Source organism: Rubrobacter marinus (assembly GCF_011492965.1).
Lineage (GTDB): Bacteria > Actinomycetota > Rubrobacteria > Rubrobacterales > Rubrobacteraceae > Rubrobacter_F > Rubrobacter_F marinus.
On sequence record NZ_CP045121.1, the window covers coordinates 227,366 to 245,045 of the forward strand.

19 protein-coding genes and 2 pseudogenes are annotated in these 17,680 nt (G+C 69.6%); 9 read left to right on the forward strand and 12 right to left on the reverse strand.

All coding sequences use genetic code 11. The annotated features are described in order from the left end of the window. Positions 1 to 106 precede the first annotated feature (106 nt). Positions 107 to 811 (forward strand): glutathione S-transferase family protein, encoded by a 705-nt coding sequence (locus GBA65_RS01260; RefSeq protein ID WP_166395035.1) that lies wholly within the window; start codon positions 107 to 109, stop codon positions 809 to 811. Positions 812 to 840: 29 nt separating this feature from the next. Here GBA65_RS01260 and GBA65_RS22595 read toward each other — a convergent pair whose 3' ends face one another. From GBA65_RS22595 to GBA65_RS01290, 8 genes and pseudogenes are all read right to left on the reverse strand, one after another. Beyond that, positions 841 to 1,260, reverse strand: a complete 420-nt coding sequence (locus tag GBA65_RS22595) for an amino acid ABC transporter permease (RefSeq protein ID WP_266096533.1) — start codon at positions 1,258 to 1,260, stop codon at positions 841 to 843. Then, positions 1,206 to 1,577, reverse strand: a complete 372-nt coding sequence (locus GBA65_RS22600) for a hypothetical protein (protein WP_207956040.1) — start codon at positions 1,575 to 1,577, stop codon at positions 1,206 to 1,208. The genes GBA65_RS22595 and GBA65_RS22600 overlap by 55 nt, the downstream gene beginning before the upstream one ends. A gap of 25 nt (positions 1,578 to 1,602) precedes the next feature. Continuing rightward, on the reverse strand, positions 1,603 to 2,397 hold the full coding sequence (locus GBA65_RS01270) for a basic amino acid ABC transporter substrate-binding protein (protein ID WP_166395036.1): 795 nt from the start codon (positions 2,395 to 2,397) through the stop codon (positions 1,603 to 1,605). Positions 2,398 to 2,574: 177 nt separating this feature from the next. Beyond that, positions 2,575 to 3,768 (reverse strand): ArgE/DapE family deacylase, encoded by a 1,194-nt coding sequence (locus GBA65_RS01275; RefSeq protein ID WP_166395037.1) that lies wholly within the window; start codon positions 3,766 to 3,768, stop codon positions 2,575 to 2,577. 9 nt (positions 3,769 to 3,777) lie between these two features. Beyond that, positions 3,778 to 4,833: pseudogene (locus GBA65_RS01280) on the reverse strand (APC family permease); the annotation flags it as partial. 66 nt (positions 4,834 to 4,899) lie between these two features. Next, positions 4,900 to 5,130, reverse strand: a complete 231-nt coding sequence (locus GBA65_RS22605; protein ID WP_207956041.1) for a hypothetical protein — start codon at positions 5,128 to 5,130, stop codon at positions 4,900 to 4,902. Positions 5,131 to 5,184: 54 nt separating this feature from the next. Then, complete coding sequence (locus tag GBA65_RS01285) at positions 5,185 to 5,577, reverse strand: hypothetical protein (protein ID WP_166395038.1); 393 nt, start codon at positions 5,575 to 5,577, stop codon at positions 5,185 to 5,187. A gap of 104 nt (positions 5,578 to 5,681) precedes the next feature. Beyond that, a complete protein-coding gene (locus GBA65_RS01290; RefSeq protein ID WP_166398270.1) occupies positions 5,682 to 6,410 on the reverse strand; it encodes an amino acid ABC transporter ATP-binding protein in 729 nt (242 codons plus the stop codon). Positions 6,411 to 6,696: 286 nt separating this feature from the next. On the opposite strand from GBA65_RS01290, the gene GBA65_RS22610 reads away from it, so the two are divergent. The 7 genes from GBA65_RS22610 (at position 6,697) to GBA65_RS01325 (ending at position 12,614) form a co-directional block, all read left to right on the forward strand. Continuing rightward, a complete protein-coding gene (locus GBA65_RS22610) occupies positions 6,697 to 7,149 on the forward strand; it encodes a uracil-DNA glycosylase (RefSeq protein WP_207956311.1) in 453 nt (150 codons plus the stop codon). A gap of 170 nt (positions 7,150 to 7,319) precedes the next feature. Continuing rightward, positions 7,320 to 8,177 (forward strand): MHYT domain-containing protein, encoded by an 858-nt coding sequence (locus GBA65_RS01300; protein WP_166395039.1) that lies wholly within the window; start codon positions 7,320 to 7,322, stop codon positions 8,175 to 8,177. Positions 8,178 to 8,379: 202 nt separating this feature from the next. Then, positions 8,380 to 9,288: a DUF4926 domain-containing protein gene (locus GBA65_RS01305; RefSeq protein ID WP_166395040.1), complete on the forward strand. Its 909-nt coding sequence runs from the start codon at positions 8,380 to 8,382 to the stop codon at positions 9,286 to 9,288. 108 nt (positions 9,289 to 9,396) lie between these two features. Next, entirely contained in the window at positions 9,397 to 10,458 is a 1,062-nt protein-coding gene (gene ahbA, locus GBA65_RS01310; protein WP_228281588.1) for a siroheme decarboxylase subunit alpha, read from the forward strand. A 90-nt stretch (positions 10,459 to 10,548) separates the two neighbouring features. Next, positions 10,549 to 11,289, forward strand: coding sequence for a sulfite exporter TauE/SafE family protein (locus GBA65_RS01315; protein ID WP_166395041.1), 741 nt, complete (start codon positions 10,549 to 10,551; stop codon positions 11,287 to 11,289). A 236-nt stretch (positions 11,290 to 11,525) separates the two neighbouring features. Continuing rightward, entirely contained in the window at positions 11,526 to 11,675 is a 150-nt protein-coding gene (locus GBA65_RS01320) for a multidrug efflux MFS transporter (protein ID WP_166395042.1), read from the forward strand. A gap of 129 nt (positions 11,676 to 11,804) precedes the next feature. Continuing rightward, complete coding sequence (locus GBA65_RS01325; RefSeq protein ID WP_166395043.1) at positions 11,805 to 12,614, forward strand: MFS transporter; 810 nt, start codon at positions 11,805 to 11,807, stop codon at positions 12,612 to 12,614. Between the two features lie 131 nt (positions 12,615 to 12,745). Here the strand turns inward: GBA65_RS01325 and GBA65_RS25955 are convergent. After that, positions 12,746 to 13,438, reverse strand: a pseudogene (locus tag GBA65_RS25955) (haloacid dehalogenase type II). Between the two features lie 113 nt (positions 13,439 to 13,551). Beyond that, the gene (locus GBA65_RS01335; RefSeq protein ID WP_166395044.1) at positions 13,552 to 13,956 is read right to left on the reverse strand and encodes a hypothetical protein; all 405 of its coding nucleotides are present in this window, start codon (positions 13,954 to 13,956) and stop codon (positions 13,552 to 13,554) included. A 357-nt stretch (positions 13,957 to 14,313) separates the two neighbouring features. Between GBA65_RS01335 and GBA65_RS01340 the strand changes: the two genes are divergently transcribed. Next, positions 14,314 to 15,033 carry an LLM class F420-dependent oxidoreductase gene (locus GBA65_RS01340; RefSeq protein WP_407691128.1) on the forward strand — a complete coding sequence of 240 codons (720 nt, stop codon included), beginning with the start codon at positions 14,314 to 14,316 and terminating at the stop codon, positions 15,031 to 15,033. Here the strand turns inward: GBA65_RS01340 and pssA are convergent. Both pssA and GBA65_RS01350 read right to left on the reverse strand, forming a co-directional pair. Next, on the reverse strand, positions 15,030 to 15,614 hold the full coding sequence (pssA, locus tag GBA65_RS01345) for a CDP-diacylglycerol--serine O-phosphatidyltransferase (protein WP_166395046.1): 585 nt from the start codon (positions 15,612 to 15,614) through the stop codon (positions 15,030 to 15,032). The genes GBA65_RS01340 and pssA overlap by 4 nt on opposite strands. Further along, positions 15,611 to 16,876, reverse strand: a complete 1,266-nt coding sequence (locus GBA65_RS01350) for a phosphatidylserine decarboxylase (RefSeq protein WP_228282034.1) — start codon at positions 16,874 to 16,876, stop codon at positions 15,611 to 15,613. Before GBA65_RS01350 ends, pssA begins: the two co-directional genes overlap by 4 nt. Positions 16,877 to 17,680: the final 804 nt, after the last annotated feature.

Sequence of the window (17,680 nt, forward strand, 5' to 3'; positions counted from 1 at the left end):
AAAGATCCGGGCCCCCGGGGGCGCGCGGGTCGGCCGAAGCTACAGCCGCCGCGCCCCGGCTCGATACAATGTGCCGCGACGTATACGTACGAGTCCTGGAGGACGCATGGCCGAGACGATAGACCTCTACTACTGGCCCACCCCCAACGGCTGGAAGGTCAGCATCGCCCTGGAGGAGCTGGGGCTTCCCTACAACGTCGTGCCGGTGAACATCGGCGCGGGCGACCAGTTCGAGCCGGAGTTTCTGAGGATAAGCCCGAACAACAAGATGCCCGCCATCGTCGACCCGGAGGGGCCGGACGGGGAGCCCATAAGCGTCTTCGAGTCCGGCGCCATCCTGCTCTACCTCGCCGAGAAGACCGGCAAGCTCTTCCCGAATGAGCCCCGCAAGAAGTACGAGGCGATGCAGTGGCTGATGTTCCAGATGGGCGGGGTCGGCCCGATGCTAGGCCAGGCCCACCACTTCCGCCAGTACGCCCCCGAGACCATTCCCTACGCCGTCGACCGCTACACCAACGAGGCCGCCCGCCTCTACGGCGTGATGGACCGCCACCTCGCCGGGAACGAGTACTTTGCGGGCGACGAGTACACGATCGTGGACATCGCGGTCTACGGGTGGGTCGTCCCCCACGAGAACCAGGGCCAGGACCTCGACGACTTCCCGAACCTCAAGCGGTGGTTCGACGCCGTGAGCGCCCGCCCGGCGGTCCAGAAGGGCGTCAAGGTCGGCGAGGAGTTGAGGCAGAACATCAACGAGCTCGACGAGGAGTCCCGGAACAGGCTCTTCGGCAACAAGCCCTCCGGGAGCTAGGAGGTCAGGCGTGGGGGCCGGCGCGGCCCCTACGCCGTTCTGCGGTTCAGGCGGCGTTCGAGGCCGTTCGCCAGGTAGATCAGGGGCAGGCAGATCGCGAGGTAGATGAGCGCGGCGGCGATTAGCGGCGTGCCGTTAAAGGTCTCGGACTGGAGGACGCGCGCGGCCCTCAGAAGCTCGGAGAGCCCGATCACGCTGACGAGCGAGGTGTCCTTGACGAGCATGACGAACTCGTTCGTCAGCGGCGGTATGACGCGCCGGAAGGCCTGCGGGACGATGATGTAGCGCATCGTCTGGGTGTAGGTGAGGCCCGAGGCCCGGCCGGCCTCCATCTGGCCCTTGTCGATGCTTTCTATGCCGGAGCGGAAGATCTCGGCCACGTAGGCTGCGCCGTTCAGGGCGAGCGCGGCCAGCCCCGCGAAGAACAGGCTCGTGAAGCGGATGCCCACGAGCGGGAACGCGAAGAACAGGATGATGATCTGGACGAGCAGCGGCGTCCCCGGAAGACGTCGATGTAGAGCTGCGCCGGGAAGCGCAGGAGGCGGCTCCTGGAGATCTTCATCAGCGCCAGCACGAGCCCGAGGACGATCCCGAGGACCTCCGCGAAGAAGGCCAGCGAGATCGTCACCAGCACCGCCTCCAGGATCGGGCCGAAGTTGTCGAAGACGAGACCGAAGTCCAGGAAGCGCTCCCTGAGCCGCCCCAGGTTGAAGTTGCTCGGGTTTATGTCTATCTGCAGGAGGTGCAGGTACGCCGCCGCGTTCATCGTGAGGCCCCGGTCCCCCTAGCCCCTACGGGATCTCCTCGGGCTGCACGCCGATGTGCCTCTCGTAGATCTCGGCGTAGGTGCCGTCGTCTTTTATCTCCTGCAGCGCCTCGTTGACCCTGCCCACGAGCTCGCTGTCCTTGGGGAAGGCGATGCCGTACTGCTCGCCGGTCGGGATGGTCTGCACGATCTCCAGCGAACCGCCGCTGGACTGCTCCCTGTCCGCCGAGACCGGGAAGTCGTTTATGACCGCGTCGACCGACTCGTTCTCCAGGGCCGCGAAGGCGTCCTCGACGGTGTCGAAGGTCGTCACCTCGGCGACCCCGCCCTCGTCCCTCAGGGCGGTCGCCTGGTCGGCGCCGGTGGTCCCTATCTGGACGCCAACGTTGGACTCGGCCAGGTCGTCGGTCGACCGGATGTCCGAGTCGGAGCGGACCATGAGCGACTGGTCGGCGTTGAAGTACGGGTCGGAGAAGTCCACGTCCTGCTGGCGCTCCTCGGTGATGGTCATCGCGGAGATGGCCGCGTCGTAGTTGCCGGACTGGAGGCCGCCGATGATGCCGTCGAAGGTGACGTTCTGGAACTGGGGCGTGAAGCCGGCCCTCTCGCCGACCTCGCGCATGAGGTCTATGTCGAAGCCGGCGGGCTCGCCGCCCTCGTCGTACTCGAACGGCGGGTAGGCTATGTCCGAGGCGACGACGATCTCCTCGGCCTGCTCCCCGCCACCGCCACCGCCGCCGCCGCAAGCGGCGAGCGACAGCGAGAGCAGCATCGCCAGCACGAGCAACGCCGCGCCCCTGAAGTTCTTCACCCTACCCACGTCCTTCCCGTATCCCTTGTAACCTCGAGCATCGTTCACCCGCCGTGAACCGGGGGTTGGGCGGATATTAGCGGTTGGGAGACCACCGGCGCAAACCCGCTCCTCACCCCGCCGCGCCGCACCAGTCCGCGAGCAGGAGCGCGACGGTCTTGGCGGCGGTCAGGAGGTCTTCTACGCTCAGGTGCTCGTCGGGGCCGTGCGCCACCCCACGTCCCCGGCCCCGTACATGACGCAGGGCATCCCCCGAACAGGACGAAGAGGCGCATGTCGGCCCCGTACGGGACGGCCTCGACCGCGGGCGCACGGCCCGTGACCCTCTCGTGGGCCCCGCGACCGATCTGGCGAGGGGAGAATCCGCGGGACCTCGGACGGGGCGAACTGGCCCCCGATCCACTCGAGCTCCGGCGGGTGCTCCCGGAGCCACGAGTCCCCTCCGGCGATCTCCGCGACCCGCGCGGCGACGAGGGCCTTGACGTCCCGGAGGTGCTCCCCGGGGATCAGGCCGATCCTACCCTCCGCGACGAGGCTCTCCGGCACGGTCGAGGCCCAGTTCCCCGAGCGCACGAGCCCGACGCTCAGGGGCGCCTTGTCCTCGATGCCCTCGTACAGGGGGTGCGAGAGCGAGGCCTCGCGCTCGCGCTCCAGCGCCCGCAGCCCCTCGAAGACCGGGACGAACTTCTCGAGCGCGGAGACGCCCCTGCCGCGCACCGCCGCGTGCACGGCGCGCCCCCTGACGGTCAGCCGGAAGACCAGGGAGCCGCCCTGCGCGGGGACGAGGGCGAGGCGCGTCGGCTCCGTGATGAGGGCCGCGTCCGCCCGGTAGCCCCTCAGCACGGTGGCGAGCGCCCCGAGGCCCCCGTCCTCCTCGCCGACGGTCGCCGCGACGGTCACGTCGCCCGCGAGCTCCACTCGTGCGTCCGCTAGCGCCCGGAGCGCGGCGATGTGGGTCACCAGGCCGCCCTTCATGTCGCAGGAGCCGCGCCCGTAGACCCGTCCCCCCTCCACGGCTCCGGCGAACGGGTCGTGCGTCCACGTCGCGGGGTCGCCGGCCTCGACCGTGTCGATGTGGGCGTTCAGGAGGATCGATCGCCCCCCGCCGCGCCCGCTACGGCGCCCGATCACGTTCGGCCGCCCCTCGTACCGGGCCTGCTCGCCGACGTGCTCCAGGTACGGCGCGACCTCCTCGGGCGTCGCCTCGAACGTCTCGACCGAGAGCCCGGTCTCTCGGAACGCCCACTCGACCGTGCGGGCGAACGGCCCCTCGCCGCCGGTTATGGAGGGGACGCGGACGAACTCCTGGAGGAGCCGGACGGTCTCGCCGCGGCGGGCGTCGACGGCGCGCGCCAGCTTCTCCGGGAGGGACGCCTCCAAGCTCGGCCCCTAGCGCGCCCCCGGGGTCCTGCGGTCCAGGCTGCGCTTCGTGAAGTAGTTGATGAAGTACAGGACGACGCCGGCGACGAGCAGGATGCCCGCCCTCAGGAAGATGGCGCCCTCCTGCTGGACCAGCAGCACCACGATCACGATGATGGCCACGATCGGGATGAACGACGGGGCGCTGAAGTGGTTGTGGTCCACCCGGTCGCGCTTGAGCGCCAGGACCGCGACGTTCACGACGGTGAAGACCAGGAGGAGGAGCACGACCGTCGTGTCCGCGAGGTCGCCGACGTCGCCCGAGGTGACGAGGGCGAGCAGGATCACGGCGACGAAGACTATCGCCACCCAGGGGGTCCCCCGCCCCCGGTGGGTCCGGCCGAGGATCGACGGCATGACGCCCTCGCGGGCCATCCCGTAGACGACGCGGGAGCCCATTATGAGGTTGGCGAGGGCCGTGTTCGTGATGGCGACCAGCGCGATGAGGCTGAAGATCTGGGACGGGAACGCGAGCGGACCCTCCGTGATCACGAGGCTCAGGGGGGCGGTCTCTTCCGCGGCGAGCCTCGCGGGGTCTATGACCATCGTGGCGGTGAACGCGACGAGCAGGTAGACGATGCCGGTGATGAGGATCCCGCCGAAGAGCGCCCTCGGGAAGCTGCGCGCCGGGTCTTGGGTCTCCTCGGCGACGTTCACCGAGTCCTCGAAGCCGACGAGCGCGTAGAAAGCGGTCGAGGCCCCGGCCAGCACCGCGAGCGCCAGGCCCGTGTCGGCCGAGAAGGTGAAGGGACGCCCGACGTCGGCGCTCCCGTCCGAGAGGGCGAGCACCCCTATGACGATGACCAGCAACAGCCCGGAGAGCTCGATGACGGTGAGGACGAGGTTCGTCTTCAGGGACTCCGAGATGCCGATAAAGTTGATGGTCGAGAGCACCGCCACGAACAACACCGCGACTAGCAGCGTCGGCAGGTTGACGAACGCCGACAGGTAATCCCCGCCGAACGCCCGGGCCGCCGCCCCCGCGCTCGCGAGCCCCGAACACACGACCGCGAAGGCGACCATGAACGAGAAGAACGGGTTTCTGAAGGCCCGGTTGGCGTAGAGGGCGGCCCCGCCGCCCCGGGTACTTCGTCACGAGCTCCGCGTAGGCGAAGGCGGTGAGGGCGGCGAGCACGAACGCGACGAGAAACGAGACCCAGACCGCCCCCCGACCTCCCCGGCCACGCTCCCGACGCGCACGTAGATGCCGGTCCCGAGCATGTCCCCGATGATGAAGAGCAGGAGGAGGCGCGGCCCTATCGCCCTGCGCAAGCCCCCCGGCTCTTCGACCCTGCTCTCCGGTACCCCTACCGAGTCCGACATCCCTACTCCTCCCTCTTATCCCGACGGTCTACCGCGCCGAAGGGGCCGCGCGGATCAGGCAAGAAACTCGAGGCCGGCGACGGTCGGCGGCTCCGCGGGCTCCTCGACGACCTCGAAGCTCGTACCGGGGAGGCCCCTCAGGTCCTCCTCCCGCAGCCGCGAGAGCTTGCCGCCCACCGAGAACGCGTTGACGCGGTTGAGCCCGTAGACGCCCGGCACGGTCTCCGGCGGGAGCGGCGCCTCGAGCATCACCCGGGTCCTCTTCGAGCCGTCCGCCGTCCACTCGCTGTTCTCCGCCGGGAAGTACGTGGCCTCGAAGTAGAGCTCCGTCAGGGGGTCCCGCTCGTGCGAGAAGGCCACGAAGACGCGAGAGAGATTCGACGCGTGCTCCAGGACCAGGCCCATCCTGACGACATCCCCCGCCATGTACCGCCGAACGCCGTCCACCCATTCACCTCCCGAAGAATGCCGGGGACATCCTAACCCAGGCCGCCCGCGCCCCGCCAACCGCCGGGGAGGATTCGGACGGGTGTGGGGGCGTAGCGCGGTCTCTAGGAGTGCAGGATCTGGCCGAGAAAGCGCTTCGCGCGCTCGTTCTCGGGCTCCCGGAAGAAGTGCTCGGGCGTCCCGGTCTCGACGATGCGGCCCTCGTCCATAAACACGACCCGGTCGGCGACGCGCCGGGCGAAGCCCATCTCGTGGGTGACGACGACCATCGTCATGCCGCCGCGGGCGAGGTCGGCCATCGCCTCGAGGACCTCGTTGATCATCTCGGGGTCCAGCGCCGAGGTCGGCTCGTCGAAGAGCATGATCCTGGGCTCCATCGCCAGCCCGCGGGCGATCGCGACGCGCTGCTGCTGGCCGCCGGAGAGGCTCTCGGGGTACTTGTTGGCCTGCTCGGGGATGCCGACCCGCGTCAACAGCTTCTCGCACCGCTCGTCGGCCTCGCCCTTGGAGACGCCTTTGACCTTCGTGGGGGCGAGCTTGATGTTCTCGGCGACGGTCTTGTGCGGGTAGAGGTTGAAGCTCTGGAAGACCATGCCTATCTCGCTGCGCAAGGTGTTCAGGTTCGTGCCCCTGTCGTGGACGCGCATCCCGTCCACGATCAGCTCCCCCGAGGAGATCTCTTCCAGGGCGTTGATGCACCTGAGGAGCGTGCTCTTGCCCGAGCCGGAGGGCCCGATCACGACGACGACCTCGCCCTCCTCGACGGAGAAGTCGATGTCCTTGAGGACCTGGAAGTCCCCGAAGTACTTGTTCACACCCCTGAACTCGATGATGCTCATCTATGCGCCCCGCCACCGTGTTAAGTTACGTAACAGTAGGAACAGCCCGTCGAATAATACATTGGAGGAGGTCCTTTGGACAGCCTGTTCGACGTCGCCGAGGCGGCGAGAACCGGGAGGAGAGGCTAGGAGAGCTCGCGCGTCAGGTCTCCGTGTGCACCCGGTGTGACCTGGCGCTCAACAGGACGAACACGGTCTTCGGCACGGGCGACCCGTACTCGCCGCTGATGCTCGTGGGGAGGGGCCGGGCGAGAACGAGGACGCGACGGGCCTCCCGTTCGTGGGGAGGGCCGGCAAGCTCCTCGACGACATCCTCAAGGCCGTCGACCTCACCCGCGACGACGTCTACCTCACGAACGTCGTCAAGTGCCGGGCGGCCCAGCCCGAGGGCGGCCGGATGAAGAACCGCCCGCCGAGGGCCGGCGAGGTCAACGCGTGCAACATCTACCTCGAGGGCCAGAGGGAGGCGATAAGGCCCGAGATCATCCTGTGCCTCGGCGGCCCCGCGGCTAAAGCGATCATCGACAAAGACTTCAGGATCACCAAAGACCGCGGCAAGTGGTACGAGGTGGGCGGCGGACTGGCGATGGCGACCTTCCACCCGGCCTACGTCCTCCGCCAGCGCGACGACGACCTCGTGCGCGCCAAGCGCGCCGTGTGGAAGGACGTCCAGGCGGTCTACGCCGAGTACCAGAAGGCGCTGGAGGCGCGGGACCAAGACCCCGGCCGGTAGCTCTCCCGCGGGGCGTGCCGGCGCGTCCCCCTCTCCCTTCTACGCCCCTCGCGGCCCGCGCTAAAGCTTTTCCGGGAGCCGTCCGATAAATCTGCGTGCGCCAATTCGTCTGGCGCCGATCGGTCGAAGAAGCGCGGATGCGGCGCGGAGAACAGGAGGGAAAAGAAAAGATGAACGAAGCAGAGATGGCAGTAATGAGCGGTGGCGTCGTGAACACCGCGTGGAGCCCGGTCCTGGTGGTGCTCTCGTACCTGATCGCCTCCCTCGCCGCCTACACGGCGCTGGACCTCGCCGGGCGGGTCGTGAACTCGATCGGCGTGGCGCGCAAGGTCTGGCTCTTCGGCGGGGCCGCGGCGATGGGCCTCGGAATCTGGTCGATGCACTTCGTCGGCATGATGGCGCTGAGCTTGAACGTGAACGGCGAGCAGGTCGGGATGGGCTACAACCTGCCCGTGACGGTCCTCTCCGTGCTTATCGCGATGGGCGCTTCGGCGGTCGCGCTGTACACCGTCAGCCGCGAGAGCATGGGCATCAAGCAGCTCGCGATCGCCGGCCCGATCATGGGCATCGCCATCGCGGGCATGCACTACACCGGCATGGCGGCGATGCGCATGGCGGTCGAGATCAACTGGAACTACGCCGTCGTGGGGCTCTCCGTGCTTATCGCGATCGCGGCCTCCGTCGTGGCGCTCTTCCTGGCCTTCCGCTTCGGCCGGACCGAGGGCAACCTGAAGTTCGTCCTGATGGGCGTCGCGGCGCTCGTCATGGGCGTCGCGATCGTCGGCATGCACTACACCGGCATGGCCGCCGCCTCCTACGCCGCGCTCGACCTCGCCCGCGTGATGGAGGGCAGCCACGCCAGCCACGGGTCGCTCGGCTACGGCGTCGGCTTCGCCACGCTCCTCGTGCTCGGCTTCGCCCTCGTGGCCTCGACCCTGGACCGCCGCTACGCCGCCCAGGCCAGGGCCCTCAACGCCCGCCTCGCCGCCCAGCAGCGGGCCCAGCAGGTGGCCTCTCAGGAGGGCTAGGGACCTCCCCGGCCGGCGCGCCGGGGCGCGGCCTCGGACAGCGCATCCGGCCAACGCGAGGCCCGGGCCCACCAGGCCCGGGCCTCGCGCCTCTTGCGGGCATGGACGTCCACCGCGAGGGCTGAGAAAATCCCGAGCGTTAGAGGCGTTACGCCGGTAGAATCGACGAGGTTACGCGAGCCGGAAGGGTTGATCGCAGGACATGAGACGCATCTTTGGCAGCAGGCCCACGAGGTTCGAGAGGGGCGACGCGGTCAGGCTCAAGACCGCCCTCCCCGCCAACGGTCTGGAGCGGGGCATGGTCGGCACGATCTCCGAGGTGCGCCGGACGAAGCTGCCGTCCTACGACGTGCAGTTTCTGAACGCGAGCGGGGTGGTCGGGCGCTCCGTGGTGGACGAGACCGATCTGATGCCGGCGGACGGCAGGAGGTTCGACGACAACGACGTCGTGAGGCTCAGGAGGGACGTGCCCTCCGAGGGGCTCGCGACCGGGACCGTCGGCATCGTCTCCGAGGTGTCGCCGGGGCCGCCCGTCAGGTACATCGTCGAGTTCGTGAACGCCAGCGGGGCCGTGATCGCCCGGTCCGCGCTCTTCGACGACGACCTCGCCTCGCCGGACGAGGCCCCCGAGAGCGACGCCGGAGCGCCGAGCGATGGGGGCAGCGGCGACGCGCCCGAAGAGACCGGCCTCGCGGACGACCAGCTCGACCAGCTTATCGCGGAGCTCCGGACGCAGGGACAGGCCATGCAGCAGCAGTCCGCGCAGGAGCAGGCCGCGCAGGAGCAGTCTGCGCAGGCCGGACCGCCCTCCCCGCAGGCCGAAACGCCTGCTCGGCAGGTCGAACCGCCGGTCCAGGAGCCGGACGAGCCTTCGGGCGTCGTGGACGATGCGCCGCCCTCGGACGGTCGGATCACCAAGTTCGTAAGGGGCGACGCCGTGCGGCTCAACGCGGCCCCGCCCTCGGCCGGCTTCGAGGCCGGGGCCGAAGGGACCGTGACGTGGGTGATCCTGGGCCAGCCCGTCGCGTACCTCGTCGAGTTCCGCAACGCGTCGGGCGGGACGGGCCCTCCCACGAAGGTGGAGGAGCCCTACCTCTCGTTCGCCAGGTAGGGGCCGCCCGGCGGGCGCGGGAGGTAAGCGTATTACTAACCGTTTCTGATCCTGGCTGTTATGATGCGCTAACAAGCAGTGTCAAAGCGTCGAGAAGGGCCGTTTATTTTGGTCAGCACAACTCCCAGCACACGCATGATGGACTCCGTAGACAAGGATCTGCTCAACCTTATCCAGCGCGAGTTTCCTCTGGAGCGGGAGCCGTTCGCGGCGCTGGGGCGCCCCTTGGGTCTGGCCGGGGACGAGGTGATACGGCGCATAGAGGCCCTCAAGAGGGGGCGCGTGATCCGTCAGATCAGCGCTATCTTCGATACGCGCGTGCTGGGTTACCAGTCGACCCTCGTCGCCGCCAGCATCCCCGCCGAGAAGCTCAACTCCGCCGCCAAGGCGATAAACTCGCACCCCGGCGTCTCCCACAACTACGAGCGCAACAACCCGTTCAACCTCTGGTACACCGTCGCCGTCCCGCCCGACTCCCGCCTGGGCCTCGAGGGGACGGTGGACGTGCTGCACAAGATCAGCGGCGCCGAGAAGACGCGCATCCTGCCGACCTTGAAGCTGTTCAAGATCGGGGTGACGCTGGACATGAACGCGGGCGCGACCGCCAAAAAGGAGGCCCCGCAGTACGGCGAGTCCGACCGCGCGGGCGCCGACCGCAACGTCTCCGACGAGGACAAGGCGGCGATCCAGGCGTTGCAGGAGGACATCCCGCTCACGCCCCGGCCGTTCGACCTCTGGGGCCGGCAGGTGGGCCTGGGGTACGAGGATCTTCTCGAGCGGGCCTACGACTTGCAGCGGCGCAAGATCATGCGCCGCTTCTCGGCGGTCCTCTACCACCGCAAGGCCGGCTTCCGGGCGAACGCGATGGGCGTGTGGAAGGTGCCGGAGGACCGGGTCGAGGAGGTCGGGCAGGCCTTCGCCCAGTACCAGGCGGTCTCCCACTGCTACCAGCGCCCGGTCTACGAGGACTGGCCCTACGCCCTGTTCAGCATGGTCCACGGGCGCAGCGAGGAGGAGTGCGAGGCGGTCCTGGACGCCATGGGCGAGGAGACGGGCCTCACCGAGCGGCTCTCGCTCTACTCCACCCGCGAGTACAAGAAGACGCGCGTGCGCTACTTCACGCCGGAGATGGAGGCCTGGGAGAGGCTCTACGCCGGCGTCCTCCGCTAGCGCCCCGCAGACGGCAGACCTCCACATGGACGCCCCCTCCCCGGTCTTCGGAGCCGGCGCGGGGGGCGTCTCTCGTCTTGGGAGATCTGCGTGCTGAGTGGTGCCCTGATCGTGGCCTTGCTCGTGGCGCTCCTGGCCGGGAGCGTCTCCGGGCTGACGGGGTTCGGGCTCGCCCTGATCGCGGTTCCACTCCTCTTGTTCGTCTACGAGCCCGCGACGGTGGTGGTGCTCGTCTTCGTGCTCTCGGTGTTTATCAACGTCGCGGTGGTATGGGACTCTTGGCACGATGCCGACCGTAAACTGGTGCTCGCGCTGCTCCCACCGGCGGCCGTCGGGGTCTTTGTCGGGGCGGAGGTGCTGTACTACGCGGACCCGCTCTACATCCGGCTCGGCGTCGGGATGATCGTGGTCTTCTCGGCGTTGCTGCTCCTGCGCGAGGTGAGGATACCGAGGGCGGAGGGATGGTTGGGCACGGTGATCGCGGGCTCGACGAGCGGTATGCTGTCGACCTCCACGGGCCTCGCCGGCCCGCCGATAGTCCTCCTCTTCGCCGCGCGCCACCTCCCCAAGCACGCCTTTCGGGGCTCCAGCGCCCTCTACTTTCTGGCGATGAGCGTCGTGGGCCTCGCCGCCCTCGCGAACCGCGGCCTGCTCGACTGGGCCCGGCTACCGCTCGCCCTCGCGCTCGTCCCCGCCGCCTTTCTTGGCAAGGTCCTGGGCACCGCGCTCCTCAACGAGGTCTCCGACAAGACCTTCCGCGTCGTGACCCTGGGCGTCGTGATCCTCACCGGAACTCTGGGCGCCGCCACCGCCGGGTGGGCGCTCCTGTAGACGGGGAGCGGCAACCACCGGTCGTGGCACCCGACGGAGAGTTTGCTACAATAAAGTAACAAAGTGTTTGGTCCGAAGAAAACGGTGGGCGCGGGACGGAAGACGACCGGACGGTTGTCTTTTTTCGTGCTGCTCGTCTCGCAGCTTGCGGCGACGGCCGGTTTCATGTTCGTCATGCCCTTCATGCCGCTGTACGTGCAAGGGCTCGGGGTGGAGGATGCGGGTCGCGCCGCGGCGTGGGCGGGCCTCCTGAACACGGCGACGGCCGTGACGATGGCGACGGCGGCCCCGCTCTGGGGCGGCTGGCGGACAAGTTCGGGCACAAGCCCATGCTCCTCAGGGCGACGCTGGCCGGGGCCGTCGTGGTGGGCTCATGGGGCTCGTGACGGCGCCCTGGCAGCTGCTCCTCCTCAGGCTCCTGCAGGGCACGCTCACGGGACGGTCGCCGCCGCGACTGTGCTCGTCTCGGCGACGGCGCCCGAGGGAGGGAGGGCCAGCGGCTCGGGACGTTGCAGATGGTCATCTTTCTGGCCGCCGCGCTGGGGCCGTTCGCGGGCGGGTTGTTCGCGGACCTCGTCGGCATTCGGGCGTCGTTCGGGGTGACGGCGGCGCTGCTCGCGGGCTCCGGGCTGATGGTCCTCTTCGGGGTAGGCGAGGCGAAGCCCGTCCGGGAGGCCTCGGACGAGGAGGACGGGGATGAGCCCCTCCACCTCAAGAGGCGGCTCGCGCCGGTGCTCGCGGCGCTCTTCGTGACACACCTGGCGATCACGGGCGTCGTGCCCGCGGTCCCCGGCTTTCTGGCCTCGCTCGTCGGGGAGACGGCGCGGGTGGCGGGGCTGGCCGGCCAGATTATCGGGGTCGCGGCGCTCGCGGCGGCCCTGGGCTCCCTCGTCGGGGGGAGGCTGGCGGCCCGCTTCGGGGCGCGGCGGGTGGTGATCGTCGCGCTGGTGCTCGCCGGGCTGGCTTTTCTGCCGCAGGCCGGGGTCGGGAGCGTCGCGGAGCTATGGGTGTTGAGGATCCTGTCGAGCTTCTTTCTCGGCATCGTGATCCCGGTCGTGAACCTCGCGGTGCGCTCCTCCGTCCCGTCCGCGCGCCAGGGGGCCGCCTTCGGGCTCTCCGCCTCCGTCACCTCGGCCGCGCTCGGCATCGGACCCTTAGGTGGCGGGCTCCTGGCGGCCCGCTTCGGCTTCGAGGCACCCTTCCTCGTGCCCGGGCTGCTCCTGCTGGGGGCGGGAGCGGCGCTGGCGGCGCTCGCCGTCGCGCAGAGGAAGCCGAGGTACGGCAAGATCTTTCGCCTGATCCTGGCGCACCTCGTCAGCCGCTGAGCCCGTCGGGATCGAAGCTCCGCAGAAGAAGGCGCCTCTTCGCTCTCGGCGACGAACTCCGACGGTACGCGCGGCATCGGGTCGAACGCGGAGCCGCGAGGTAGACGAGCAGCCTGGCTTTCCCCCGCTGTTTAAGCGCCGAGCTTCTCCGCGAGGTCCAGAAAGTCTTCGGCGTTGACGTCGAAGGAGGGGTCGGGGGGTTCCGGTTCCCGGTCGGGGCCCCACTCCATCTGGCGCAGCACGTAGGCGGTGCGCAGGCCGTGGGTGCGTGCGGCGCGGAGGTCGGAGGGGTGGGCGGCGACGAGCATCACCTCTTCGGGCTCAGGCCGAGGAGGTCCGGCACCATGAGGTAGGCCTCGGGGTCGGGCTTGTAGTGGCGGACGAGCTCGGCGGAGAGGACGAGGTCCCAGGGGAGCCCCGCGTTCTTTGCCATGTCTTTGAGGAGGGCCACGTTGCCGTTCGAGAGGGTGGTGACCGTGTAGACCTTCTTGAGGCGCGTCAAGCCCTCGACGGAGTCCGGCCAGGGGCGAGGCGGTGCCACGCTCTGTTGAGGTGGTCCCTGTCCTCCTCCGTCAGGCCCTCGATGCCGAACTCCCCAGAAGCTCTTCGAGGGAGGCCCGGTGGAGCCGGTCGAGGCTCTGCCAGGGCGTCTCGCCGCGCCGGACGCGGTCCATGGAGGGGCGTACCTCCCCGCCACGCGTCGGCGAAGGCGGGCCAGTCCACGCCGCGTAGGCCCTTCTCGCGGCCGAGGGCTTCGCCCTCGCGGATCACGGACCCCGCCAATCCACTACCGTGCCGAAGACGTCGAAGGCCAGCGCCTTCAAGGAGCCCCCGTCGCTCAACCGCTCACCCCTCCCCGTGTCCCCGCCCGTCACGAGGGCAGGATTATACCGGCGCCAGGGGCTCGCGTGGTCCGGGGCTGGTGCCGGAAGGGGTCCTACGGGCGGAGGGTAGCCAGGGCCGGCATCGCGCCCGCCGCGACCTTCCCCGCGTCGACCATGGTGCTGGCGAAGTCGTCGCTGCTCACGCCCAGGGGCGGCATCCCCGTGCCCTCGGCGATCCGGCGGGGGAGGGGGTCGATCACGACCCGGCTGATGTTGGCGTACGGCCCGTAGAGCAACGAGACGAGCTCTCCGGCCGTGGTCTCGCGGACCTGCCAGTCCGGGCCCAACTCCTCGAGGCCGAGGAACAGCTCCGCCTCCTCCTCGAAACCGAAGACCACCAGCGCCTCCCCGAGGCCGTCGGCGTCGACGGTGCATGCCTCCGCGTGACAGAAGCCTTCTCTGACCAACGTCCAGTACCTTGGACGCCTGATCTTCTCGTCCGTTACGCTCTCCGACATCTCTCTGCCCCTTTCCGGAGCGCGGACCCCATGCCCGCGTCCACGACCCTTTGGCACCCACCTCGCCGGTCGTCTCCGTAGACGGCATCTTAACGCCCGGAGACCACCGTCGAAAGCCGGCGCGGACGCTGCCCCGCGAGAATGGGCCGAAAGGTGTAGGGCGCGCGACGATGCCGCGAGGTTCTCAAGGTGTAGTGTTGCAGGCGCGTTTAAAGCCGTACAACAAGTGGTGATTCGGGTAGACCGATAGGTGTCGCGGGCCCATAATCCCCTGGGTTGGCAGCTTCCGGGAGAGGAGGACCTTTGTCCGTTAGGGTAGGCGCGCAGATTCAGCCGCAGCACACGGAGTACGGCCCGATGCGAGACACGTGGCTCAGGGTCGAGGAGATGGGGGCGGACACGCTCTTCACCTGGGACCACTTCTATCCGCTCTATGGGGAGCCCGAGGGCAAGCATTTCGAGTGTTGGACCATGCTTGCGTCGATGGCCGAGGCCACCGAGCGGGTGGAGTTCGGGGCGCTGGTGACTTGCAACTCCTACCGGAACCCCAACCTCCTCGCGGACATGGCGAGGACGGTGGACCACATCTCGGGCGGGAGGCTCATCCTCGGGATGGGGAGCGGCTGGTTCCAGAAGGACTACGACGAGTACGGCTACGAGTTCGGGACGGCGCCGGGACGCCTCAAGGAGCTCGACCGTTCGATGCCGGTGATAGAGGAGCGCATGAAGCGCCTCAACCCGCCCCCGACGCGCGACATCCCCGTGCTGATCGGCGGCGGGGGCGAGAAGGTGACCCTGCGGATCGTCGCCGAGCACGCCCACATCTGGAACGGCTTCGGCGACCCCGAGGCGGCCGGCCGCAAGAGCCGCATCCTCGACGACTGGTGCGACAAGGTCGGGCGCGACAGGGCCGAGATCGAGCGCTCCGTGCTGATACAGCCGGACAAGATCAAGCACGCGGACGAGTACGTGGAGAACGGCATCACCCACCTGATCTACGGCGTCGGCGGCCCCGACTACGACCTCTCCCCGCTGCAGGAGCTTATAGCCTGGCGAGACTCCCGGAACGGGGGCTAGCGGGACCCACCCGCGTCCCGAAGCGGCTCTTTCGCCTTCGGGACGCGGTCTCTGCCCACGGCTCTTCTGAAAGCCTTGAGCGCCGCGAGGGAGGGGAACGGGACCCTGCTGACCATCAGGGCCCCGAGGGCGAGCGAGGCCGCCAGCGCCAGGACCGGCGGGGGCCCGGCGGCGGCGAGCAGGGCGAGGGCGAGCCCGGCGGGCGGGATGGGGAGGCCGAGGTAGCAGTCCTCCCTCTTGACGAGCGGGAACCTGGCCAGCCGGGCCGCTCCGCAGGCCAGAAAGCCCGCCGAGACCGCGAGGCCGACGTAGGGCATGCCCTCCTGCAGCGTGCTCAGGTACAGGGCGAGGGCGGGGGCGGCGCCGAAGGAGACCACGTCCGCCAGCGAGTCGAGGTTGGCGCCGAACTCCCCCTCGACCGAGCAGAAGCGGGCGAGCGCGCCGTCCGCGAGGTCCAGGCCGGCCGCGAGCGCGACGAGGACGGCGGCCTCCACGAAGAGCCCCCCTGTGGCTAGCGAGAGCGCGACGAAGCCGGCCGTCAGGTTGCCGAGCGTCAGGATCGAAGGCAGGAGGTTGCTCAACGCCCGGTCCCCCCGGCGGGCGGGGTCGCGCGGCGCGCGATCGGGGTGAGCCCGGCCAGGACCCTCTCCCCCGGGGAGACCAGAGGCTCCCAGCCCTCGGGCAGGATCACGTCCGTGCGGGAGCCGAAGTGGATCAATCCTATCCTCCCGCCCGCCTCGACCTCGTCCCCGACCCCGACCCAGGAGGAGATCCTGCGGGCTATCGAACCGGCTTTGGGGATCACGACCGCCGACGTCCCGTCCCCGCCCTCGACGACGAGCCGGTTGCGCCGGTTGCCCTCCGAGCTCTCGAAGAGCGCCGGGGCGTACCCGCCCTCGATCTCCTCGAAGCGGGAGACCGTGCCCGCGATGGGGCTGCGGTTGACGTGGACGTTGTGCAGCGAGAGGAAGGTGCTTATGCTCAGGCCGCGTCCCTCGGGCAGCGCCTCCTCCTCGACGGGCTCCACGCTCTTGACGAACCCGTCCGCCGCGGCGTAGGCGACCCCGGGCTCGGGGACGAGCCTGCGCTCCGGGTCCCTGAAGAAGGCGAGGACGCCCAGGGAGGCCACGAGCCCCGCCCAGCCGAGCCTCCTGCGCCCGAGGACGAGGAGCAGGGCGCCGAGCGCGAGGGGGGGAGGAAGTAGGACCGGGCGACGGCCCAGCTTCTGCGCGTCATGCCCCTCCTCCTGAGGAGCTTTCGGTCTTCTCGCAGGCGAAGAGGAAGGCGGGGGGACGTTGAGGGGCGAGAAGCGGCGCCGGATCCCGCCGAAGAGGCGCTCCAGATCGGGCAGGATGTTCTTGGAGTACTGGAGGACGAGCATCGAGCCCCCGGGCCTCAGCGCGTCGCGGGCGGCGACGAGGATCTCCTCCTTCAAGCTCGCGGGCAGCGTCGTGAAGGGCAGGCTGCTCACCACCGCGTCGGCCTTGCGCCCGGAGAGGTAGCGCTCGACGTTCTCGGCGGAGTCGTTGATCACGGTGAGGCGAGGGTCGGGGAGGCGCGCGGCGACGGCGTGGGCCAGGCGCTCATCGACCTCGAAGGCGAGAAAGACGCCGTCCGGGCCGAGGCGCCTCAGGATCTCCTCCGTGTACACCCCGATGCCCGTGCCGAACTCGACGACGACGTCCGCCCGCGAGAGGTCCTCCATGTCCAGGAGGTCCGCGACCGCCCGCCGCCCCGTCGGCCAGACCGCGCCGACCCTTCTCGGGTGCAGGATCATGGACCCCAGAAAGAGCGCCCGGCGGTACAAGTCCTGGCCGAGGCGGGATCCCGGCTTCTTCAACACCAACCCCCAATCTCCCCGGTCTTCGGGGGACGCCCCTCCCGGGCAGATACGAAATCCGACAAGCTACGTCGGGGCAGTATAGGGGAGTGTCCGGCCTTGTTTCGTGAGCCTTTCCACCACCTTGTGCGCCTCTTCGCTACGGCCGGCGGTCGTCCGGCCTACAATCTCCTGGTGCAAGAGGGCCGGACATAACGAGCGCGGACGGTCCGGGGGGACGCCACGCCGTCGTCGTGGGCGCGGGATGGGGGGGCTGCTCGCGGCCCGCGTCCTGGCCCGGCACTTCGGGCGCGTGACGGTCCTCGACCGCGACGCCCTCGCCCCTCGCGGTTCGGACGGGGCTCGCCGCAAGGGGGTGCCGCAGGGGAGGCACCTCCACAGCCTCGCCACCCGGGGCGGGGAGATCCTGGAGCGCTACTTCCCCGGCCTCGACGCCGAGCTCGCCGCGGCCGGGTGCCCGAAGCTGGATCAGGCGGCGGACGCCGTCACCGACCTGCCGGCCGGGCGCCTGCCCCGCTTCCGCTCCGGCATAACGATGCGCGCCGCGAGCCGGTACGAGCTGGAGGCGCGCGTCCGCCGCCGCGTCGAGGCCGAGCCTTCGGTCCGCTTCCTCTCGGGCCGGGAGGTCGTCGGGCTGGCGACGGGCGGCGACGGGGCCGTCACAGGGGTGAGGACGCGGGCCCGGAACGGCTCGGTCGGCGGCGCGACGGAGGTTCTGGGGGCGGATCTCGTCCTCGACGCGAGCGGGCAGGGCTCGCGGGCGCCGCGCTGGCTGGAGGAGCTGGGGTACGGGGCGCCCGAGGAGGA

Excerpts from the sequence above, each read along its gene's own strand:
- GBA65_RS01260 (WP_166395035.1), top strand. The coding sequence starts at position 107 with ATGGCCGAGACGATAGACCTCTACTACTGGCCCACCCCCAACGGCTGG.
- GBA65_RS22600 (WP_207956040.1), bottom strand. The coding sequence starts at position 1,577 with ATGAACGCGGCGGCGTACCTGCACCTCCTGCAGATAGACATAAACCCG.
- GBA65_RS22605 (WP_207956041.1), bottom strand. The coding sequence starts at position 5,130 with ATGTCGGACTCGGTAGGGGTACCGGAGAGCAGGGTCGAAGAGCCGGGG.
- GBA65_RS01300 (WP_166395039.1), top strand. The coding sequence starts at position 7,320 with ATGAACGAAGCAGAGATGGCAGTAATGAGCGGTGGCGTCGTGAACACC.
- GBA65_RS01305 (WP_166395040.1), top strand. The coding sequence starts at position 8,380 with ATGAGACGCATCTTTGGCAGCAGGCCCACGAGGTTCGAGAGGGGCGAC.
- GBA65_RS01325 (WP_166395043.1), top strand. The coding sequence starts at position 11,805 with ATGGTCATCTTTCTGGCCGCCGCGCTGGGGCCGTTCGCGGGCGGGTTG.
- GBA65_RS01335 (WP_166395044.1), bottom strand. The coding sequence starts at position 13,956 with ATGTCGGAGAGCGTAACGGACGAGAAGATCAGGCGTCCAAGGTACTGG.
- GBA65_RS01340 (WP_407691128.1), top strand. The coding sequence starts at position 14,314 with ATGCGAGACACGTGGCTCAGGGTCGAGGAGATGGGGGCGGACACGCTC.